This window comes from Hoeflea sp. IMCC20628, from assembly GCF_001011155.1.
In the GTDB taxonomy this organism is placed as follows: Bacteria; Pseudomonadota; Alphaproteobacteria; order Rhizobiales; family Rhizobiaceae; genus Hoeflea.
Map to the genome: position 1 here is coordinate 1004515 of NZ_CP011479.1, position 21012 is coordinate 1025526.

The 21012-nt window shown below is 57.9% G+C and carries 21 protein-coding genes; 16 read left to right on the forward strand and 5 right to left on the reverse strand.

Annotated elements, in window-relative coordinates:
• Window positions 1-47: 47 nt before the first annotated feature.
• A protein-coding gene (locus tag IMCC20628_RS04680; protein WP_156174385.1) for an IS3 family transposase occupies window positions 48-1399 on the reverse strand; the annotation gives its coding sequence in 2 pieces (ribosomal slippage) (window positions 48-1063 and window positions 1063-1399; 1353 coding nt in all).
• Window positions 1400-1733: 334 nt separating this feature from the next.
• On the opposite strand from IMCC20628_RS04680, the gene istA reads away from it, so the two are divergent.
• Window positions 1734-3221 (forward strand): IS21 family transposase, encoded by a 1488-nt coding sequence (istA, locus tag IMCC20628_RS04690; protein WP_047029244.1) that lies wholly within the window; start codon window positions 1734-1736, stop codon window positions 3219-3221.
• 20 nt (window positions 3222-3241) lie between these two features.
• The gene (istB, locus tag IMCC20628_RS04695; protein WP_047032263.1) at window positions 3242-4060 is read left to right on the forward strand and encodes an IS21-like element helper ATPase IstB; all 819 of its coding nucleotides are present in this window, start codon (window positions 3242-3244) and stop codon (window positions 4058-4060) included.
• Here the strand turns inward: istB and IMCC20628_RS24590 are convergent.
• From IMCC20628_RS24590 to IMCC20628_RS04715, 4 genes are all read right to left on the reverse strand, one after another.
• Entirely contained in the window at window positions 3958-5028 is a 1071-nt protein-coding gene (locus IMCC20628_RS24590; protein ID WP_082128003.1) for an IS630 family transposase, read from the reverse strand. The genes istB and IMCC20628_RS24590 overlap by 103 nt on opposite strands.
• A 222-nt stretch (window positions 5029-5250) precedes the next feature.
• Window positions 5251-6459, reverse strand: coding sequence for a UxaA family hydrolase (locus tag IMCC20628_RS04705; protein ID WP_047029246.1), 1209 nt, complete (start codon window positions 6457-6459; stop codon window positions 5251-5253).
• Between the two features lie 2 nt (window positions 6460-6461).
• On the reverse strand, window positions 6462-6752 hold the full coding sequence (locus IMCC20628_RS04710; protein ID WP_047029247.1) for a UxaA family hydrolase: 291 nt from the start codon (window positions 6750-6752) through the stop codon (window positions 6462-6464).
• A gap of 10 nt (window positions 6753-6762) precedes the next feature.
• Window positions 6763-7482: a FadR/GntR family transcriptional regulator gene (locus IMCC20628_RS04715; protein ID WP_047029248.1), complete on the reverse strand. Its 720-nt coding sequence runs from the start codon at window positions 7480-7482 to the stop codon at window positions 6763-6765.
• A gap of 445 nt (window positions 7483-7927) precedes the next feature.
• On the opposite strand from IMCC20628_RS04715, the gene IMCC20628_RS04720 reads away from it, so the two are divergent.
• From IMCC20628_RS04720 to IMCC20628_RS04785, 14 genes are all read left to right on the forward strand, one after another.
• A complete protein-coding gene (locus IMCC20628_RS04720) occupies window positions 7928-8947 on the forward strand; it encodes a zinc-binding alcohol dehydrogenase family protein (protein WP_047029249.1) in 1020 nt (339 codons plus the stop codon).
• A gap of 2 nt (window positions 8948-8949) precedes the next feature.
• A complete protein-coding gene (locus tag IMCC20628_RS04725; protein WP_082128004.1) occupies window positions 8950-9717 on the forward strand; it encodes an SDR family oxidoreductase in 768 nt (255 codons plus the stop codon).
• A gap of 24 nt (window positions 9718-9741) precedes the next feature.
• Window positions 9742-10419: an RraA family protein gene (locus tag IMCC20628_RS04730; RefSeq protein WP_047029250.1), complete on the forward strand. Its 678-nt coding sequence runs from the start codon at window positions 9742-9744 to the stop codon at window positions 10417-10419.
• 57 nt (window positions 10420-10476) lie between these two features.
• Window positions 10477-11454 (forward strand): C4-dicarboxylate TRAP transporter substrate-binding protein, encoded by a 978-nt coding sequence (locus IMCC20628_RS04735; RefSeq protein ID WP_047029251.1) that lies wholly within the window; start codon window positions 10477-10479, stop codon window positions 11452-11454.
• 80 nt (window positions 11455-11534) lie between these two features.
• The gene (locus tag IMCC20628_RS04740; protein WP_047029252.1) at window positions 11535-12002 is read left to right on the forward strand and encodes a TRAP transporter small permease; all 468 of its coding nucleotides are present in this window, start codon (window positions 11535-11537) and stop codon (window positions 12000-12002) included.
• Complete coding sequence (locus IMCC20628_RS04745) at window positions 11999-13273, forward strand: TRAP transporter large permease (RefSeq protein WP_047029253.1); 1275 nt, start codon at window positions 11999-12001, stop codon at window positions 13271-13273. The genes IMCC20628_RS04740 and IMCC20628_RS04745 overlap by 4 nt, the downstream gene beginning before the upstream one ends.
• Window positions 13274-14050: 777 nt before the next feature.
• Complete coding sequence (locus IMCC20628_RS04750; RefSeq protein ID WP_047029254.1) at window positions 14051-14512, forward strand: enolase C-terminal domain-like protein; 462 nt, start codon at window positions 14051-14053, stop codon at window positions 14510-14512.
• Window positions 14513-14590: 78 nt separating this feature from the next.
• The gene (locus IMCC20628_RS04755) at window positions 14591-15568 is read left to right on the forward strand and encodes an aldose epimerase family protein (protein WP_047029255.1); all 978 of its coding nucleotides are present in this window, start codon (window positions 14591-14593) and stop codon (window positions 15566-15568) included.
• Window positions 15569-15688: 120 nt separating this feature from the next.
• Complete coding sequence (locus tag IMCC20628_RS04760; protein WP_047029256.1) at window positions 15689-16390, forward strand: GntR family transcriptional regulator; 702 nt, start codon at window positions 15689-15691, stop codon at window positions 16388-16390.
• Between the two features lie 22 nt (window positions 16391-16412).
• Complete coding sequence (locus tag IMCC20628_RS04765) at window positions 16413-17402, forward strand: sialic acid TRAP transporter substrate-binding protein SiaP (protein WP_047029257.1); 990 nt, start codon at window positions 16413-16415, stop codon at window positions 17400-17402.
• 4 nt (window positions 17403-17406) lie between these two features.
• Window positions 17407-17925: a TRAP transporter small permease gene (locus IMCC20628_RS04770; protein ID WP_047029258.1), complete on the forward strand. Its 519-nt coding sequence runs from the start codon at window positions 17407-17409 to the stop codon at window positions 17923-17925.
• The gene (locus tag IMCC20628_RS04775) at window positions 17922-19211 is read left to right on the forward strand and encodes a TRAP transporter large permease (RefSeq protein WP_047029259.1); all 1290 of its coding nucleotides are present in this window, start codon (window positions 17922-17924) and stop codon (window positions 19209-19211) included. Before IMCC20628_RS04770 ends, IMCC20628_RS04775 begins: the two co-directional genes overlap by 4 nt.
• A gap of 15 nt (window positions 19212-19226) precedes the next feature.
• Window positions 19227-20186 (forward strand): sugar phosphate isomerase/epimerase family protein, encoded by a 960-nt coding sequence (locus IMCC20628_RS04780; protein ID WP_047029260.1) that lies wholly within the window; start codon window positions 19227-19229, stop codon window positions 20184-20186.
• 68 nt (window positions 20187-20254) lie between these two features.
• Complete coding sequence (locus IMCC20628_RS04785) at window positions 20255-20992, forward strand: TIM barrel protein (RefSeq protein ID WP_245307879.1); 738 nt, start codon at window positions 20255-20257, stop codon at window positions 20990-20992.
• Window positions 20993-21012: the final 20 nt, after the last annotated feature.

The window sequence follows — 21012 nt, forward strand, 5'->3', positions numbered from 1 at the left end:
TCAGAGCGGCTTGAGTATTGGAGGCTCTGGTTCGTTTGTGTGACTGATTATGCCGCTTGTTTTTGATGGTGCAAGCGACGTTGGCGGATTGTCAGCTTCTTGATCTCTTTCCTTTCTCTCAAGATGGCTTTGTCGCGCCCAAAGTAGACGTCGGCGGGTGTGACGTTCTTCAAGCTCTCGTGGTAGCGCCTGTTGTTATAGTAGTCGACGAAGGCCTCGATCTGGCGTTCAAGATCGCCTGGCAGATAGTAATTTTCCAGCAGGACCCGGTTCTTCATCGTCTGATGCCATCGCTCGATCTTTCCCTGGGTTTGCGGGTGGAACGGGGCTCCACGAACGTGATCCATCTTCTTGTCCTCCAGCCATTCAGCCAAATCGCCAGAGATGTAACATGACCCGTTATCGCTGAGCAGGCGCGGTTTGTGGCGCACGACGGCCTGGTCGCAGCCCGATGCCTGAAGCGCCAGTTCAATGGTGTCTGTCACGTCCTCGGCCCGCATGTTTGTGCAAAGCTTCCAGGCGATGATGTAGCGGCTGTAATCGTCCAGGATCGTGCTGAGGTAATACCAGCCCCACCCGATGATCTTGAAGTAGGTGAAGTCGGTCTGCCACATCTCATTGATGGCGATAGTTTTGTCTTTGAACTCATTGGCTGCCTTGATCACCACATAGGCCGGTGCGGTGATTAAATCGGCTTCCTTCAGGATACGATAAGCCGATGATTCAGAGACAAAATACCGCTTCTCATCAGTGTATTTGACTGCCAGCTCCCGGGTCGTCAGCGCCTCGTGTTCCAGCGCGAACTCAATCAGGTCATCACGCCGGTCTTGGGGGATACGGTTCCAGACCGACTTCGGCCGTGGAGACCGATCATCCAAGGCAACAACCCCACCGTCGAGGTAAAGATCATACCATCTGTAAAAAGTGGTGCGCGGTATGCCCAGCATATCGAGGGTCTGCTTGGTTGGCAGGTGCGATCCTTCGACCGTGCGAATGATCTCAAGCTTCTCGGTCGCAGGGTATCTCATGCCTCGTCCTCCCCAGCACCTGTCATGCTTTTTTTGAGCAGGCGGTTCTCCAGGGTCAGATCGGCGACGCATTCCTTCAACGCCAAGGCTTCAGAGCGAAGGTCCTTTACTTCCGGCGACGTCGCTTGCCGTGCTGTGTCACCCGAGAGCCGGCGCTTGCCTGCTTCCAGGAACTCCTTCGACCAGCTGTAATACAGGCTTTCGGCGATACCTTCGCGGCGGCACAGCACCGAGATGCTTTCCTCTCCACGCAAACCCGCCAAAACGATACGGATTTTTTCCTCCGCTGAATAGGTCTGGCGGGTCTTGCGGCGGATGTTCTTGACCAGCTTGTCAGCTGCGTTCTTCGATGTTTCAGGCTTCTGTCTCATCTCGATCTCCCAATCGGTAAGATGAACCAGAAATCCTCCGTTGTTCAAATCCTCAAATCTGTCCCACGGGCGCTGACGTCAGACACTGTTTGGACTGAAGAAGAGGACGCTACTGTGTTTTCGCTTTGGGAAACCGATATTTCTATTCAGAATATTGGTATTGCCACCGGTCGCTCTTAGTCAGCCGTGCAGACTCAGGTGTCAAAACTCGGGTATTCAAAAAGTGGGCAGGGCGGTGACAAAGTCTACCAGAGAACGCCGGCATTTTGCCTGGCGGGGCAGAGTAAAATCCAGCCAATGGTAGATTGCTTTCTTTTTGAGAGGGCGGCCGGGGATGTTTGTCGTGGAGAGTTATGCCGCCGTTCGCCGGTTTGTTTTTGTTGAAGGCCACAGCCGTCGGGAGGCCTCTCGGGTCTTCGGTTTAAGCCGTGAGACGGTTTCGAAGATGTGCCGCTTCTCTCTTCCACCGGGCTACACGTGCACGAAGCCTGTGGGCAAGCCGAAGCTTGGAGCCTTGCTGCCTGTCATCGATGAGATCCTGGCGTCGGACCAGTCCGGTCCGGTGAAGCAGCGACATACGGCCAAGCGGATCTTCGAACGGTTGCGTGCCGAACACGGTTTTGACGGCGGCTACACGGTTGTGAAGGACTACGTGCGTATCTGCCGGTCCAAGGGTCGAGAGACCTTCGTGCCACTGTCGCATCCGCCAGGACATGCGCAGGTCGATTTTGGTGAGGCGATCGCCATCATCGGCGGCGTGCGCCAAAAGGTCCATTTCTTCTGCATGGATATACCGCAGTCGGACGCCTGTTTCGTGAAGGCCTATCCGCGTGAGACCACGGAGGCATTCCTGGATGGACATGTTTCTGCCTTTGCTTTCTTCGGCGGCGTGCCGCTATCGATCCTCTACGACAACCTCAAAATCGCCGTGGCCAAGATCTGCGGCGACGGCAAACGCGAGCGAACCCGTGCGTTCACCGAGCTCGTCAGCCATTATCTGTTCCGTGATCGCTTTGGTCGACCGGCCAAAGGGAACGACAAGGGCAAGGTCGAGGGGCTGGTGAAGTTCTCCCGTGCCAACTTCATGGTGCCAATTCCGCAGATGGCGAGCTTCGAGGCGTTGAACATGATGCTCGAAGACCGTTGCCGTGGCCGCCAGGGCGAGTGCGCCGGTCGACACACCGAGACCATAGGTGAGCGCCTGGTGACCGACACCGTGGCCCTTCGTCCTCTCCCTGCAGTGCCGCTGGAGCCCTGCGAGAAGCGTGCCGGCCGCGTCTCTTCAATGGCGCTGGTACGCTATCGCACCAACGACTACTCAGTGCCGACGGCCTACGGCTTCCAGGATGTCGTGGTGAAGGGCTTTGTCGAGGAAGTCGTCATCCTGTGCGCGGGCCAGGAGATCGCTCGACACCCTCGCTCGTATGGCGAAGGCGTGTTCGTTTCCAATCCGCTGCATTATCTGGCGCTGATTGAGATGAAGCCCAATGCGCTCGACCAGGCAGCCGCCCTGCAAGGCTGGGACTTGCCGGAGGTGTTCCAGCATCTACGCCATCTGCTGGAGGCACGGATGGGCAATCGAGGAAAGCGTGAGTTCATCCAGGTCCTGCGGCTTCTGGAGGCAATGCCGAAGGACGTTGTCACCTTTGCGGTGACCGAGGCAATCCATCTGGGCGCTCCTGGCTTCGACGCGGTCAAGCTGATTGCACTGGCCCGTATTGAGCGTCGCCCAGCCCGACTTGACCTTGCTCCCTACCCGCATCTGCCGAAGATGGATGTGAAGATAACTTCGGCAGCAGACTATTCGGTGCTGGCAGCATGACCCGCACAGTCAGCGATGCGATGCCGTCCGGCACAACAGGCGGAACCCCGCAGATCCTTCTGGCCCATCACCTCAAGCAACTGAAGCTGCCTACCGTGCTGCGAGAGTATGAGAAGGTGGCTCGGGAATGCGCCGAAAGCGGCGTCGATCACCCCCGCTATCTGTTGCGCCTGATCGAACTCGAACTCATCGACCGGGAGCGACGCACGGTCGAACGACGCATCCGCGCTGCCCGCTTCCCGGCGGTCAAAAGCTTCGATACCTTCGACTTCAAGGCCATACCCGGCCTGAACAAGATGCTCGTCCTGGAGCTTGCTCGGTGCGAATACATCCTGCGGCACGATAACATTATCGCTCTTGGCAATAGTGGCACCGGCAAGACCCATGTCGCTCTGGCGCTGGGCCTGGCTGCCTGCCAGAAGGGCTTCACCGTGATGTTCACCACTGCAGCCGCATTGGTCAGCCAGCTTCTGGAGGCTCGTGACGAGCGACGCCTGCTCAAGCTGCAGCGCGACCTGGCATCGGCAAAACTATTGATCATAGATGAGCTCGGCTACGTCCCCCTATCATCGACAGGGGCCGAACTTTTGTTCGAGACCTTCTCGCAGCGCTATGAGCGAGGCTCGACCATCGTGACGTCCAATCTGCCATTTGAGGACTGGACGTCGATGCTGGGATCCGAACGCTTGACCGGGGCGCTACTTGACCGCCTGACCCACCATGTTAGTGCACTGACTCATACAGACGGTACAGGTATTTCGTCGAGCTTTGCGAAAATATCTTTGGCGGATTTTGTCCACACGAAGGGCTTTGGATCCGCATTCTGGCGCTTGATATAGTCTCGGATTGTTTTCTGCAGATCCGGCACGGATTTGAAGACACCCCTTCGGAGTGCTCTTCGGGTGAGGGCTGAAAAGAAGTTCTCGACCGCATTGAGCCAGGACGCGGAAGTCGGGGTAAAATGAAATGTCCATCGGGGATGACCGGCCAGCCATTCAAGCACTTTGGGATGCTTGTGTGTGGCGTAATTGTCGAGAATGGCGTGAACGACTTTGCCTGCGGGCGCGGCTTTTTCCACGGCATTTAGAAAGCGGATGAATTCCTGATGGCGATGACGTGACATGCATCGCCCCAAGACGGTTCCATCCAGGATATTGAGGGCTGCGAACAGAGTTGTTGTTCCGTTGCGTTTGTAATCATGGGTCATGGTGGCGCATTTTCCGGGTTTGAGCGGCAGTCCGGGCTGAGTTCGGTCATACGCCTGGATCTGGCTCTTCTCATCGATGGAGACGACAATCGCATGAGCCGGTGGGCTCATATAAAGGCCGACGATATCCTCCACCTTCTGGGCGAAGGCGGGATCGTTGGATGTCTTGAACGTATGCAGGCGATGGGGCTGGAGACGATGAGCCTCCCATATGCGCTGGACAGACCGCAGAGAGATACCGATGATGCCGGCGACAGCGCGCCCGGTCCAATGCGTGATTGAACCGGGTGGCTCCGTGCATGTCAGCGCCAGAACGCGGGCCGTCACGGAGGTGCCAAGTGGAGCCCTGCCAGGTGGTCGTGTCTTGTCGCGGACAAGGCCATCAGGCCCTTCCTCGCCAAAGCGCAACTGCCAGCGCCAGACGCAGGGACGACTGACCCCGACGCGCCGAGCAATATCCTGCACCGTCAGGCGCTCCGCCGAAAACAGAATGATTTTGGCCCGCTGCACATGTTTGAGCGGGCGATTGCGATCCGACACGATCGCTTCAAGATAACAGCGATCGGCAGGGTTCAAAAGAATGCATACGGTCTGGGACATAATCCCAGACTCGCACATTTGAAACCCATTGTGAATCTTCTGTGTGCGTCAATGCATTAGCATCCTCACCATGACCGGCGACAGCTATCGGCTGAAACAGTCCGCCGGTCGCCGCCGCGGAGAAGCTTGAGAACCCTTTCAATGCGATACGGGTTCAATCAGAAGACACCATTGCTGCTCTCGTAACCCAAGCGCCCAGGTTTTTATCCAGCGGTGAGCTTCCTACGCAGCGCTGTGGCAGCCCGGTTCGGGGGTGGCGAGCGTCTTGTAGGTGAGCACGAATTCGGTATGGCCGAGCAGTTCTGATTGTGTCCGCGCGCCTTGCCCAAGCGTCACCAGTTGGTCGAAAATCTCCCGGCCTACATCAGCAAGCCGGGCCTCGCCCTTCAGAATGCGCCCGGCGTTGACGTCCATGTCGCCTGACATCCGGGCGTAGGTTTCGGGATTGGCGCAAACTTTCAGCACCGGCGAAATCGCCGACCCGACCACGGAGCCGCGTCCGGTGACGAAAATTATCGCATGCGCGCCGCAGGAGATCATCTCGATGATCTCGGCGGTGTCGTTGATGTTGGGGAATCCGAATTTGGGCACCCCATCGGGAACCACGTCAAGGAGGTAGAGGCCACCGCCGGGCGCCCGTTGCGCGGGTTTGAGAATGCCGCTGATCGGGCTTGCGCCAGATTTGGCGTAGGCGCCCAGCGATTTTTCTTCGATGCTGGACAGGCCACCCTCGGCATTGCCGTTGGAAAAGGAACCGTAGCCCATTGCCGCATAGTAGCGAGCGGCCTTTTCTACCGTGGCAATGATTGCAGGCTTGAGCGCTGAGTCAGCAACCCGGTCGGCCATGATGTGCTCGCAGCCGATCAGTTCGCCGGTTTCCTCGAAGATGCAGGTCGCACCCTGGTCTACAAGCTGGTCGAAGGCCAGCCCTGCCGCCGGGTTGCCGGTGATCCCCGAGGTGGCGTCGGAGCCGCCGCAGATGGTGCCGATCACCAGTTCGGAAATCTCCATCGGCACTGTGGGTTGTACTGCCAGCGCCTCTGCCGCATCCTTCACCCAGGCTCGGCCGGTCTCAATCGCTGCGGCGGTTCCGCCGCCGGCCTGGATCGTGATCAGGTTGACGGGCCGACCTGATGCCTTGATCACCCCGGCCAGCCGCTGCTTTTTGAAGTTCTCGCACCCCAGCGACACCAGTTGTACCGCCCCGACATTGGGGTGAGTGCAAAGCGCCTCCATCATCTCCTGGCCGTAGTCGGAGGGAAAGCAGCCGGAGAAGCCGATGACCTGCACATCAGCCTCGGCAAACGGCCTGGCGATCTTGCTACAGACATGGTGGGCGCATTCGACCAAATAGGCAACGAGGACGACGTTGCGGATGCCCTTGCGGCCGTCGGCGCGGGGCCAGCCCTGCATCATGGGAGAGGTTTTCATAGTTACTCCATCACTTCGATCGCCGTGTACCGGCTGGTCAGGTTGTGAACATGCACATGGGCGCCCAGCGGGATGTCGGTGGTCGCAAAACCGATTGGCATGCCGTATTTGAGAATGTCGGCACCGGCCGGGATCGGCTGGCAGGCGAGCTTGTGGCCCATGCCCAGTCTTTGCAGCACTTCGATCGGGCAACCGGCCAAAACAATGGTCTCGCCCTTTTCGAGCGTTGCGGCCAGCACCGCGACATTGTCTTGCGGCGCGAGGATGATTAGGCGCGGATCGGTGTCGGTCATGGAATGTCCGTTATTTTGTGTCGGTGGGATTGGCGAATGCGTTGGCGAGCGCGTCGGGGTTATCTCTGACCCATCTGATGACCTGGTTCACATGTGTCCACATGGCGTGACGCGCCTCGTCAACGCGTTGATGTTCGATGGCGTCGACAATCATGCCGTGCTCGCTGCGGATGCTCTGAAAATCAAAATCGGCCAACCGCTGGCGCCAGATCCGGGCCCGAACGGTGGGTGCCGAGACGATACGCAGCAGGGCGGCCTGGATCGGGTTGCTGCCGATTTCGGCGATCAGGTTGTGGAAGGCGCCGTCAAGCGCCATCAACCGCGCCGAGTCGTTTTCGTCCAGCACTTCCCTGTGCAGTTTTTTCAGCGCCGCCAACTGCGCTGGGCTGCGGCGTACCGCAGCTTCCTGCACGGTGGCGACCTCAAGCAGCTGGCGCAGCTCAAGATACCACACCACCGAACGGGCGTCAGAGACGTCAACGGCGAACCGCAACACATCCATCATCCCGGCCGGATCTAGATCGGAGACATAGGTGCCGTCACCTTGCCTTGCTTCCAGTATCCGCATGGTCTGCATGGCGCGCACCGCTTCGCGCAACGAATTCCGCGACACGCCGAGTTGCGCGGCGAGATCGGCCTCGTTGGGAAGCCGGTCGCCGGGACGCAGTTGTCCGGACTGGATCAACTCCTTCACCAGATTGATGGCCTGATCGACCTTTGGGCTGCTCAAGCTCGCATACTCCTCGCTGAATTCGTCCCATGTTTATCGCAGAGTAACCGCGAACTGCAGCAAAATTCAAGTTAATAATTGACAGTCATAGGATGTATGCGTATCAAACATGCGAGGATAGCGCTATAAGTGCAGGATTGAGGGTATTAGTAGCAAAGCTACGCGAATACATGGGAGGACTTGCCTTGGTATTCAAATTTCTTGTCGGTGGGATTTTGCCGGCAGCCGGTCTGTCGGATGCCAGATCAAGCGCCTGTTTGCTCGTGCCGACGAATCTGAGTTCAAAGGAGCCGAGGTTATTGGGGTCATTTTCCGGAGCGGTAAACGTCGCTGATGGCCGGGGCATGTCGGCGTACTGCCGCTCCGGATCCTGGCAATCCGCGGTCCGATCATCCCCGGCGTGTTGATGATCGTCGACCGCACAAATTCACATTGACAGGACCAAATGATGAAAGCAGTTAGCATCGAGGCGATCGGCAAGGTCGCACTAACAGATGTCGCAGCGCAAGAGATGGGCCCCGATGATGTCCGCATCAAGGTGCGTTATGTCGGCCTCTGCGGCAGCGACTTGAACACGTTTCGCGGCCGCAATCCGCTGGTCTCGTTTCCCCGGATACCCGGACATGAAGTGGCAGGGACGGTGCTGGAAACCGGCGTCGGTGTCGGCACGGAGATCAAGCCGGGCATCAGCGTAATCCTCTGGCCGTATTCGGCCTGCGGCACTTGCAAATCCTGCCAAGCGGGCAGGGCCTATGCCTGCCGGTATAACCAGACCCTTGGCGTTCAGCGTGATGGTGCCCTGCGCGAGGAAATCGTCGTGCCGGCCAGCGCCGTCATTACCAACGATACACTGTTACCGCGCCGTATGGCTCTGGTTGAGCCGCTTTCGGTCGGCTTTCACGCCGCGCGCCGCGGGTCCGTCAGCAAGAATGACACCGTGCTGGTGTTCGGCTGCGGCATGATCGGCCTCGGCGCCGTGTTCGCCGCAGCCCGGGCTGGTGCACGTGTCATCGCTGTCGACCCGATAGCCGCCAAGGAAGCTGTCGCCCGGACCTGTGGGGCGGGCGAATTCTTGTCGTTGACCGGCGAAAACCTGGCGCGCGAAATCGAAAGTCTTACGGATGGGCATGGCGTCGATTTAGTCATCGAGGCGGTCGGTATTCCCGAGACATTCGTGGCCGCTATCGATCTCGTCGGCTTCTGCGGGCGCGTGGTCTATGTGGGCTATTCAAAGGCTCCGGTTACTTACGAAACCAAGCTGTTCAACCTCAAGGAGCTGGACATCTTCGGATCGCGCAACGCCAGCCGGCAAGATTTTCACGATGTAATCGCCGCTCTGGAAGAATTCGGTGACAAGGCGGATGCGCTCATTACACGAGAAATTCCGCTGCAGGAAGCTGCCGGAGCGCTGCCTTACTGGGACCAGAACCCGCAGGACGTACTCAAGCTCGTGGTGGCGCTATGACGATGATGGATATGCAAGCGGCCTACAGCCTTGCAGGAAAGACGGCGCTGGTCACCGGCGGAGGCAGCGGCCTGGGGCTGGCGATCGTCCGCTGTCTAGCCATAGCCGGCGCACGAGTGATCATCGCCGGCCGACGCGCAGAAGTGCTGCAGGCAGCCTGCCAGGAGATTGGCGGGGAATGTGCCTTCCAGGTGATGGATCTCGCCGACGTCAAGGGCATGGCGGTGCAGGCTGACGCGCTGGTGTCGGCCCATGGCCCGATCGATATTCTCGTCAACAATGCCGGCAACACGCTCAAGAAGCCCTTCACCGACAGTACCATCGAGGATTTTGATTCGGTCTTTGACGTTCATGTGCGTGGTGCGCTGGAACTGACCCGTCGTCTGGTCCGCGATCAGTTGGAGAAGAAGGCTGGATCGGTGATCTTCACCTCGTCAATGACGGCCTATATCGGTCAGCCAAACGTGCTTGGCTACACCGTTGCCAAGACCGCGCTTTCTGGTGTGATCCGCGGCTTGGCGGCGGAACTTTCGGCGGATGGTGTGCGCGTCAACGGCGTTGCCCCCGGCTGGATCGACACAGATTTGTACCGCAAGGCGACGGCAGGTGATCTACCGCGCCAGCAAAAGATCCTGTCGCGCATTCCCATGAATGCATTGGGTCAGCCCGAAGACATCGGCTGGGCCTGTGCGTTCCTTGCATCGCAAGCCGCCAGATATGTCACCGGTCAGGTTCTGCTTGTCGATGGCGGCGCGGCCACCGGCTTCTGAGCCGAATTTAGAAAGGAACACCACATGGACGATAAATCACTTTTCGCCCGCATGAAACAGGACCTGTTCACCGCAGTCGTCGGCGACGTGCTGGATCAGATGGGTCACCGCAACCAGTTTCTGCCGCAGGCAATCAAGCCGCTGGTTCCGGGTACGGCCGTCATCGGGCGCGCTATGCCGGTACTCGAGGCAGATTATCCTGACGGGCACGGCAACGGCATGGGGCCGATGGCCGACAAGCCCTTCGGCGTCATGTTCGAGGCGCTGGACAGCCTGATCGAGGGCGAAATCTACATTGCGAGCGGTGCTTCGCTGAACTACGCCCTGTGGGGCGGCTTGATGTCCACCCGGGCGCTGCATCTCAACGCTGCCGGTGCCATCCTAAATGGTTACGTTCGCGATACCACCGAAATCCGCAATCTCGGTTTTCCGGTGTTTTCCCAAGGCAGCTTTGCCCAGGACCAGGGCGTCCGCGGCAAGGTGCTCGACTATCGCGTTCCGCTTACCATCGGTGCTGCCAGGGTCACGCCGGGAGATCTGATCTTTGCCGACGACGAGGGCGTGCTGGTGATCCCGCGCGCGGTCGAGGCCGAGGCGGTGGAACGGGCCTTTGAAAAGGTTGCCACCGAAAACGAAGTCGCCAAGGCGATCAAGGCTGGTATGAGCACGCAAGAGGCCTTTGCCACTTTCGGCGTCATGTGAGGCGCCGAATTACACGACACCTACTATCAAATCATGGACTAATGAGGAGTATTGAACATGAGAAACCTTATCAAATCTGCCGTCGGCGGACTTCTGCTGGCAACAGCAATGGCCAGCGCCGCTATCGCGGGAACCACCATCAAGGTGGCCTATGAGAACAATCCCGGTGAGCCTGTCGATCTGGTTGTGCATCGCTGGGCCGAGATGCTGACTGATCGCAGCGGTGGCGAGATCACACTCGAACTGTATCCGAGCTCGCAGCTGGGCTCCAAGCAGGACGTGACCGAGCAGGCGATGCTCGGCTCCAACGTCGTGACCATCACCGATGTCGGCTTCCTCGCTGATTTCGTGCCTGACCTCGGCATTCTGTTCGGGCCGTATCTCAGCGACAGTCCCGAAGCCCTGTTCTCTATCTACGAGAGCGACTGGTTCAAGGAGAAGGAAAAGGAACTGGCCGAGAAGGGCGTGCATATTGTCATGTCCAACTACCTCTACGGCACCCGTCATCTGATTTCGACCAAACCGGTGCGCACCCCGGCCGACATGCAGGGCATGAAGATCCGTACGCCCAACAACATCATGCAGATCAAGGCTATTGAGGCGATGGGAGGTACAGCCACCCCGATGCCGCTTGGCGAAGCCTATACAGCCCTGTCGCAGGGCATCATCGATGGGGTTGAAAATCCCCTGGCGGTGATTTACGGCGGTCGCTTCCACGAAGAGGCCAAGTATCTCAACATGATCGGCTATCTCCTGAACACCTCGGTGTTTGTTGGTGGTGAAGCGTTCTTTTCGACGCTGAGCAAAGAAGATCTGGCGATGATCCATGAAACCGCACACGAGGCCGGGCTTTACAGCCAGGAACTGGCTGCGGCCAATGACGAGGAAGTCATCAACAAGATGAAAGAGGCCGGCGTGGAGGTGATCTATCCCGACACTGCGCCGTTCCGCGAAGCCGCCATGGCTGTCTATACCCAGTTCCCCGAGTGGAGCGATGGCCTTTACGAACAGATCCAGGGACAGCTCTCCAAGTAGGGGCGTCTGATAGATCAATGATCCTACCGGGGACGCGAGCCATCGTGTCCCCGGCTTTCCAACTTGGGAGCGCCCACAGCATGTCGATCATAACCCGCGTCCTGAAGACGCTCCTGTTCGTGCCGATCAGCTTTCTGGTCCTTGCAACTGCCTATTCCGTGTTTCAGCGCTATTGGGCCGAAACCCCGGTGCACTGGATGGAAGAGGCTTCGGGCATTGCCTTGGTCTGGATCGTGATGATCGGGGCCATCGCTGCCGAAAAGGATGGCGATCAGCTTTCCATTCCGTTGATGGTGGACATGATGTCAGACCGCTGGCGCCGCTTGGTCGAGATTTTCATAGGTACGCTCTCCGTCGGCCTGTTGTTGACGCTTGGCTATTTCGGCTGGACCCTCGCCAACAAGGTCGCATTCAAACTCACCGGGGTGCTCAAGATCTCCTGGTTCTGGATCGACATCGCACTGCCTGTCGGTTTTGCCGGCATGATCCTCTGCTATTTGTGGCGCGGCCGCAAATCGCTGCGTGCACGTGAAGGGGCAAGCCAATGAGCTGGGCTGTCATCCTTTTGATCATGCTGGCACTGTTTGCGCTCAACATGCGACTCTATCTCGGCATACTTGCCGCAGTGCTGATCTATTTCGTGTTCTTCAATTCCATGCCGATGGAAATCGCGGTGCAGCGCTTCATCGCGCCGTCGCAGAACACATCACTGCTGGCGATTCCGTTTTTCGTGCTGCTCGGCACGTTGTTGTCCTATTCCGGTGTGGCCGAACGCATCGTCGATGTCGCCATGTTGCTGGTGGGGCGCATTCGTGGCGGTCTCGCGCTTGCCAATATTCTGGTTAGCATGCTGCTTGGCGGGGTTAGCGCCTCCAACCTTGCCGACAGTGCCATGTTGACGCGCATGATGGTACCGGAAATGGAAAAGCGCGGTTACGGCCGCGCCTTTTCCGCAGCCGTGACCGCCGCCGGTTCGCTGGTCACGCCGATCATCCCACCGGGCATCGCGCTCATTATCTACGCATTGATTGCCGACGTATCGGTGTCGAAAATGTTCATGGCCGGGATCATCCCGGGCTTGCTCGCCGCCGCCTCGCTGATGGTGGCGGCCTATCTGGTCTCGCGCAAACGCGGCTATATGCCCGCCGCCACAAAGCGCCCGAGCCTGCGTGAAGCCGCAGGCACAATCCTGCGCGCCTGGCCCGCCGTGTTTCTGGTCATGGTCATCATCGGCGGTATCCGCTTCGGTATTTTCACTCCGACCGAGGCCGGCGCCGTTGCCGTTCTTCTGGTGTTGATCACGGGCATGCTGGTCTACAGGACCATGCGGCTCACCGATGTCTTCACATCGGTTTACGAGGCTTCCAAATCCACCGCCTCGGTGCTGCTGATCATCATGGCGAGTGGCGCGCTCGGCTGGATTTTTTCGGTAGAAAAGGCTGGTGTTGCCTTTGCCGATCTAGCGACTGGAATGACCGATAGCCCAATCCTGTTTCTGCTGCTGGTCAACGTCGCACTCCTGCTGCTGGGCATGCTGATCGAGGGAACGGCTTTGCTCATCATCCTCGTACCGCTGCTCAAGCCGACTTTGATGGCGATGGGCATCGACCCGATTCATTTTGGCATCATCATGATCTTCAACCTGTCGATTGGTACGCTGACACCGCCTGTCGGAACGGTGATGTTGCTGGTCGCCAATCTGGCCAGGGTTGACATAGCTTCCTTCACCCGCGAATCTCTGCCGTTTTTCGCGGCCCTGCTCTTCGTGCTTGGCTTGATCGTCTTCATTCCGGGTCTGTCGCTTTTCCTGGCGGGATGACGAAGCATCTTGTTCTGCTGTTCGAGATGGCGGGAGTTGAGAGAATGCTATGTTCACAACGGCTGCGGGGTCTATGACTCGGCCGCGTGGCAAGACTTGTCCGCTCTCGATCCGGCCGATCGGCTGCCCGACTCAATTTTCATGCAGGGTTTCGCGAACCAGCACCGTTATCGATCTCTCGATGCGTCATCGCTGTTTGCGCGCCTCGCGAACGTTGGATGGGGTCGAACGAAAAAAATCTAACGCAAGGACTCGTCCGGCCGACAGAGGTTCGGGCGTCGCACTGCGGCCAATCCGTGTCATGTAGCCCGCAATAAATTGACGCGTTTCTTCGATGCCACCGCAGACACCACACTTTCAAGCATCTCACGCGGTTTATCGAGGGTTCCCAAAACCATGGGTGTCAGCATGACCTAAGATCAGGGAAGGCTGTCATCTCCCGCATATCGTCTTCATGCTGGAGCAGATTTGCGAGACCAATGGCATGTCGTTTGGATCGGCGGAGGCAAGCTTAACATGGCCGTGAGAGCGCGGCTTCACCACAACGGTCGTCACCGTCATGCCATAGCCGTCCTTCACCAGATCGCGGCGATCCCGGTCCACATAGCGTGGGATAATCCTGCTGCGTTTGCGGCTCCAGGCCGCGCATCAGCATATCATGCTGGATACGCTGGCGAAGCAGTGTGATCGGAGCATCGGCCGACAAGTTAGTGGAAAGTTCCTTTTGTTGAAGGGATATCAACTGGGGAGCAAAAGTAGGTCAGCGCCGCCGATCATGTGGCGCGCTTTGTCGGTGAGGCAGCGAAAATCAAGGTCATGGCTTTTGTTGCGACGAAGGTGAAGCTGGGTCTGGGAGCCAAGGACGAAGCGAAACTGGCCGCTGCCGTCCGCAGGGGCGTGGGCGATGACTCCCACTTCATAGCGGCCGCCAATCATTGCTACACCACGGCAGATGCCTATTACGTCGGGCGTGCGTTGGAAGAACTTGATGCATTCTGGTTCGAGGAGCCGATCGCCCCTAACGCGATGTCAGGCCCGTGTTTCAAACCCGGTTCGAGAGGTGGAAGTGGTTTATTGTTTACGCTTTTCCGTTGTCGTTCTGACGGGATACACGGGAAAGAGACGCTCTATCAGTTGGCTGCATTCGAATGTATGGACGGTGCTGCGTCCATTGATGCTCTTGCTACCTTCGAACTTAATCGTAATTTTGCGATTGCTGTTCGGCAATGGTCCAAATGACGGCCTGAAATTCATTGTGTCTGTCAGTGGCAAAATATCCTGGCAGCCAACTCGATAATTCGTGGAAAAGGATATGCGATGAGCCATGAACTGGAGCCGATTGAGATTCGTGGGCATGGGCTGCTGGCGCGAGTCATCCCCAATGGGGCGTCGCTGATTGATCTGCGTCTGGAGGGTGTCACAACACCACTTATTCTCGGAATGGCGCCTGAGTGTTATGTCAGTCATTCGCATCTCTATTTCGGCGCGGTCGTTGGGCGGCACGCAAATCGGATCGCCCATGGCAGGGCCACGCTGAACGACAAGCCGCTGTCCTTCGACATCAATGTTCCTCCGCACCATTCGCATGGCGGGCAGGAGGGGTTTTCCCGACAAGTCTGGTCAATCTCCGACCGCAGCGAGAGCCATGTGTGCTTTAGCCTTCGGAGCCCTGACGGGCATGAGGGATATCCCGGTGATCTGGTGGTGACGGCCTGCTACAGGCTGTTGCCCGACGCGGGTCTGAGATTGACTTACGAGGCAACCAGCACGGCCGATACGATACTCAACATGTGCCACCACGCCTATTTCAATCTCGATGGGCGCGATACCGTCGACGATCACGTGCTGCAGATTGCCGCTGACACCTATTTGCCGTGCGATGAAACCGTTTTGCCGAGCGGCGGTCCGGTACCGGTTGCGGGCACGGCGTTCGATTTCACGGCACCACGAAGCCTGGGCGTGTTGGCTGACGAAGGGATGCAGCCCTACAACAACACCTACTGCCTGTCGGATGCACCGGTAAATCCGCTGGGCTTTGCTGCGCGGCTGACCGGTTCGACAGGTGTATCAATGGAAGTGTGGACCACACAACCCGGTCTGCATCTCTACAATGGCTACCGCATTGCTGATTGTCCGCCGGGTATCGAGGGGCGTCACTACGGGGCGCGTGCGGGAGTATGTCTGGAGACGCAAAACTGGCCCGACAGTCCGAACCGGCCCGAATTTCCAACATCAATCCTGCGTTCGGGCGATCACTACGGACACATGACCGAGTTTAGATTTGCGGCGCCCTGAGGCGTCAAAACAAGCTTGCAATAAATCATAATATATTGATTTTTAAAGCGAATTATGGGCTTCGCAGAAATTCACTTGTGATACTTTACATGATATATCAGTTCGTATATCGTTTGGAATATGAACATTACGACACTCAATCCACAGTCTCTCGCCGACAGGTCCTATGGCACTGTCCGTCAGGCAATTCTCACCGGGAGACTTGCGCCGGACTCGACATGGTCGGACCGGGAACTGTGCGAGATGTTCGATCTGAGCCGGACGCCGGTGCGCGAGGCATTGCTGCGGCTGCAGACCGAACAACTGGTCCAGATTGTGCCGCGCAAGGGAACCCGCATACTGCCGCTGCGGCTTGAGGATGTTCGCGACATTCATCAGTTGACCAAGGCTCTCGAACTCGAAGCGGCGCTTCTGGTGGCGCGGAACTACAAAACGCTGGATGACCTGTCTCCGATCCGCATCTGCGTCGAAGCGATGGAGACGGCTCTTGACGCCGAAGACCGTGACGCATGGGCGCAAGCCGATACCGCCTGCCACTTCGCGGTGGTCGATTCCTGCGGCAACAAGCGGCTTGCAAGCATCTATCACGCCCAGCGCGGCCTCACCGATCGTGCCCGCTATTTCGTGCTGCATCTGCGTGAGATGCCAGTCCAGTCAACCATAGAACACCGCCAGATGTACGAGGCTCTTGTAGCCCGGGATCTGCGCAAGCTCGAGGTGGCTTATCGCCATCATTGGGAACGAACCACCGAAGAAATGTTGACCCTGATTGCACGGGTATCTCCGCGCAATTCGGGATCTGCTGTAAACCACCAAACCTGAAGAAATATCCTGGGAGGATACTATGAAGAAGAACGCTATTCTGGCGGCCCTGCTGGCTGCCTCCGCACTGGCTACGCCAGCCCTAGCCGCCGACCTGGTTATCAAGATTGGTACTGTTGTATCGGGTGATCACCCCGAAAACGTGGGTGCGCGTGAAATCGAACGCCTGATCGAAGAGCGTTCGAACGGTTCCATCGACGTCCGCATCTTCACCGACAGCCAGCTCGGAAATCAGCGCGAAATGGTCGAGCAGCTTCGTTCGGGCACGTTGGAGATGACCTGGGTGACGACCGGATTCTTTGGTTCGTGGGTGCCTGAAATGGGCGCACTCGAAATCGGCTATCTTTTCAAGGACCGCGAGCATGCATTCCGGGCATTTGCTGGCCCGCTGGGTGACGAGATCGCCGAGCGCGTCGAGCAGCACGGCGTTGAATTGCTGGGCTTTTTTGAAGCTGGAATGCGTCACCTGACCAATTCTAAGCGCGCAATCAATGGTCCTGACGATCTCAAAGGCCTGAAAATCCGCACCCCAAAATCGACCTACCATCTGCGCACACTGGAGATGATGGGCGCCAATGCCACGCCGATGGCCTTCAACGAACTTTACACCGCAATGGAGCAGGGCGTCGTCGACGGTCAGGAAAATCCGCTTTCCAATATCTACAACGCCAAGTTCTCCGAAGTGAACAAGTACCTGGCGCTGACCGGCCATCTGCACCTCACCCATATGGTGCTTTATTCAGAGGAACTCTGGAAGGGACTGACGACGGAACAGCAGGAAATCATCCGCAGCTCGGTCATCGACGCACAGCAGGTCCAGCGTGACAAGGTGGCCTCGGATGATGCAAGCCTTCTGGGTGAACTGAAGAAGCAGGGCATGGAAGTGTCGGAGCCGGACCGCGAGGCATTCGCTGCCAAGGTTGCACCGCTGCGCGACGACGCGATTGCCGAATTCGGTGATACCGCGACGGAATGGTTTGCCATGATCGACGCAGTTCGCGACCAGGACTGATCCCATGCACCCCGACCTTGCAACCGGGACCCTCGGCGCGCTGGCGCGCGCCGAGGCAGCCATCCTGGGTCTCATGAAATGGATGATCATCCTCGGCATGTCGGGAATGGTTTTCGTCGTCTTCCTCCAGATAGTCTCACGCTATGTCTTTTCGCTGTCGCTTGGCTGGTCGGAGGAGGTGGCGCGGTTGCTCTTCATCAGCATCGTGTTTCTCGGAGCGGCCGTTTTGGCCAGGCAAGGTCAGCACCTGACTGTCACCGTGGTTGTGGATCTGTTCGGTCCGCGTGTCCGCCACCTTCTGTTCGCGATTGCCTCGGGCGTCGGTTTGGTCTGCAGCTGGTATCTAGTGCAGGGCGGATGGGCCACCATGCTGCGTGAATGGGACCAGCGCACGCCTGCTCTGCAACTGCCCATGGGCATTATCTTTGCCATCATTTTTGCTTCAGTCAGCCTCATGGCAATCTGGATGCTGGTGGTCATGCTGATGCACGCGCGCGCCGCTCTTACAGGTGACAAGCCATGAGTACACTGGGTCTGCTTTTCGCGGTTTTCTTCGTATTGCTGCTGCTGGGGACGCCGATCCTGTTCAGTCTGGCTGCTGCGTCGATGGTTGTGCTGGCGTCGATCGATCTCCTATCGCCACAGCTGGTCATGCAACGTGTCTATGCAGGCCTCGACAGTTTTCCGATGTTGGCAATTCCCTTTTTCATGGCTGCCGGGGCGCTGATGGAACAGGGAGGCATCTCCCGCAGGCTGGTGAACTTTTCATCCTACCTCGTCGGCTGGATATCCGGTGGACTGGGCCATGTCGCCGTGATTGCCTCGACCATCTTTGCCGGCATCTCGGGCTCGGCAGTGGCGGACACCACCGCAATAGGATCGACCATGATCCCGATGATGAAAAGGCGCGGCTACGACCCGGCTTTTTCTGCTGCTGTTGTCGCGGCGTCCGGCGTGATCGGGCCGATCATCCCTCCGTCAATTCCCTTGGTGCTCTATGGTGTGATTTCGGGCGTTTCCATCGGCGCACTATTCATGGGCGGGATAGTCCCCGGCCTGATGATGACCGTCGCGCTGATGACGCTGATCTATTTCAAGGCCAAGCGCAGCAAATGGGATATCGAGGTTGAACCGTTCTCCTATGCCGGGCTGTTCCAATCCTTCAAGCAGGCTGTTGCCGCGTTGGTGATGCCGCTGATCATTGTTGGTGGAATCCTCGGTGGTGTGTTCACGGCAACCGAAGCTGCGGTGGTTGCGACTGTCTACGCCCTGGTGGTCGGGTTGTTCTGGTACCGGGAACTGACGTTCACGCAACTGCCGGATCTTTTCTATCACGCCGGTCTGAACACCGCTGTGGTGATGGTGATCGTGGGTGTCGCCAATCTCGTTGGCTATGTTCTGACCATTGAACAACTGCCGTTGTTGCTGTCGAACTGGATGACAGCCCATATTGCCAGTGCGCTGATCCTGCTTCTGGTGATCAACCTGCTGCTGCTTGTGGCAGGGTGCTTTCTCGATGGCGGTTCGGCGATCATCGTCTTCACGCCAGTGCTGTTGCCGGTGACCCAAGCTTTCGGCATCGACCCTGTCTTCTTTGGTGTGATGATGACCGTCAATCTGATGATCGGCACCATCACGCCACCGGTCGGCCTCTCACTCTATATCGCCAGTGGCATTGCGGATATCTCAATCCCGCAAATTTGCCGCGCGATCATGCCCTTTTTGCTGGTGCAACTCGTCGTGTTGCTGCTGATCACGGTCTTTCCCGACCTCGTTCTGTTCATTCCCAGCCGAATTTACGATCTCTAAAATCAAGGAACGTTCATGTCTTATAAGAATTCCATCCTGCTCGGCACCATCGGTGGTTACCGGGACCGTTTTCACCAGTTTCAGCCTGACCGTACGTTTGAAGAACGGCTTGAGATCGCAAAGAAGATCCCGCGTACCCATGGGGTGGAGCCGGTCTATCCGCAGGACCTCGGGGCAGATGGAGCCGGCGCCAAGACAATTCAGAAGAGTGGACTGGCAGTGTCTGCCGTCAACGTCAATGTCAAGACCGAGGACAAGTTCAGGGACGGCTCCTTTACCAATCCTGACGCCGGAATTCGCAAGGAAGCTGTGCAGTACCTGAAGACCTCGATGGACCTCGCCGCCGAGTTGAAAGCCGAGATGATAACTGTCTGTCCGCTGATCGACGGCTGGGATTATGCGTTTCAGGCCGACCATATTCAGCAATGGCGCTGGATGATCGAAGCTTTTGCTGAGGCTGCAGCGCACCGCGACGACGTCAAGGTCAGCATCGAATACAAGGCCTATGAATCGAAGAACCACATCATCCTTCCATCCATGGGCCGCACCTTGCATTTCTGTGACCGGGTCGGTGCCAAGAATCTCGGCGTGACGATGGATGTTGGCCATGCCCTGATCGCAGGTGAAAGCCCCGGATCGGAGATCGCGGTTGCCTCGGAAGCGGGGCGGTTGTTCTACATCCACTTCAACGACAATGACCGTGGCGCCGATTGGGACATGTTGCCGGCTTCCGTCCACCTGTGGGAGACGCTGGAAACGCTGCATTACATGCGCCGTATCGGTTATGACGGCTGGGTGGCTTATGACGTCTTCACACGCTCCGGCGACAATGCCGAAGCCATCGCGGCAACGTTCGAGATCATGGAAAATCTCGATGCCCTGCTCGACAAGATCGGTGACCAGAAGGCCAAGGATCTTATCACGGGCGGCCATCCACAGCGGACCTACAACGACCTGATCAAGGCACTGCTGTGAAACTCGGGCTGGGGACATACTGTTTTCGCTGGTCTATCGGGCACAAGGATCGTGTGCCCGATAACCCTATGACTGCAATGCAGGTACTGGAATTTGCCATCGCTGAAGGCTGCGAGGTTGTCCAGTATGCGGACAATCTGCCGCTGGACCGGCTGGACAATTCCGAACTTGAGGCTCTGGCGACCCATGCCAGAGCCAATGGCGTCGCACTCGAGCTGGGCACGCAATCCTTTGATGCCGCACAGGTCAAAGCCTATCTCGACATCGCCGAGACCATCGATGCGCGCATCCTGCGCATAGCGCTCGATGCGGCCGACGCCGTTCGCCCGGTGGCCGATCTTGCCAGCGAGTTCGCACCATTGCTGGAGCGGGCAAGGCAGATCAACTGCCGCATCGCCATTGAGAACCATTTCAACTTTCCATCGCAACGGATGGTCGAGTTGCTGTTGCTCGTCGAAAATCCGGTGCTGGGTGTGTGTCTCGACGTTGCAAATTCGATTTGCGCCGGCGAATGGCCGATGGTGACGGTGGGCATCTTGTCACCATATGCCATCAACCTGCACCTGAAGGATTATCAGATTGTTCCTGACGCTTATGGTGTCGGCTTCACCATCACCGGCCGACCTATGGGAGAGGGTCGCATTGATGCCGACGCGGTGCTCGCTGCACTGCCGATCCGGGACGACAGCATGAGCGTGATTGTGGAGCACTGGCTGCCCTATCAGGACGACATCGCTGCTTGCCGCGCCATGGAGCGTGACTGGACCCGAAAGAACCTGGCTGCAGCGCGGCGCCATATGGGCTGAAACCAGACCCAGATGGTTGT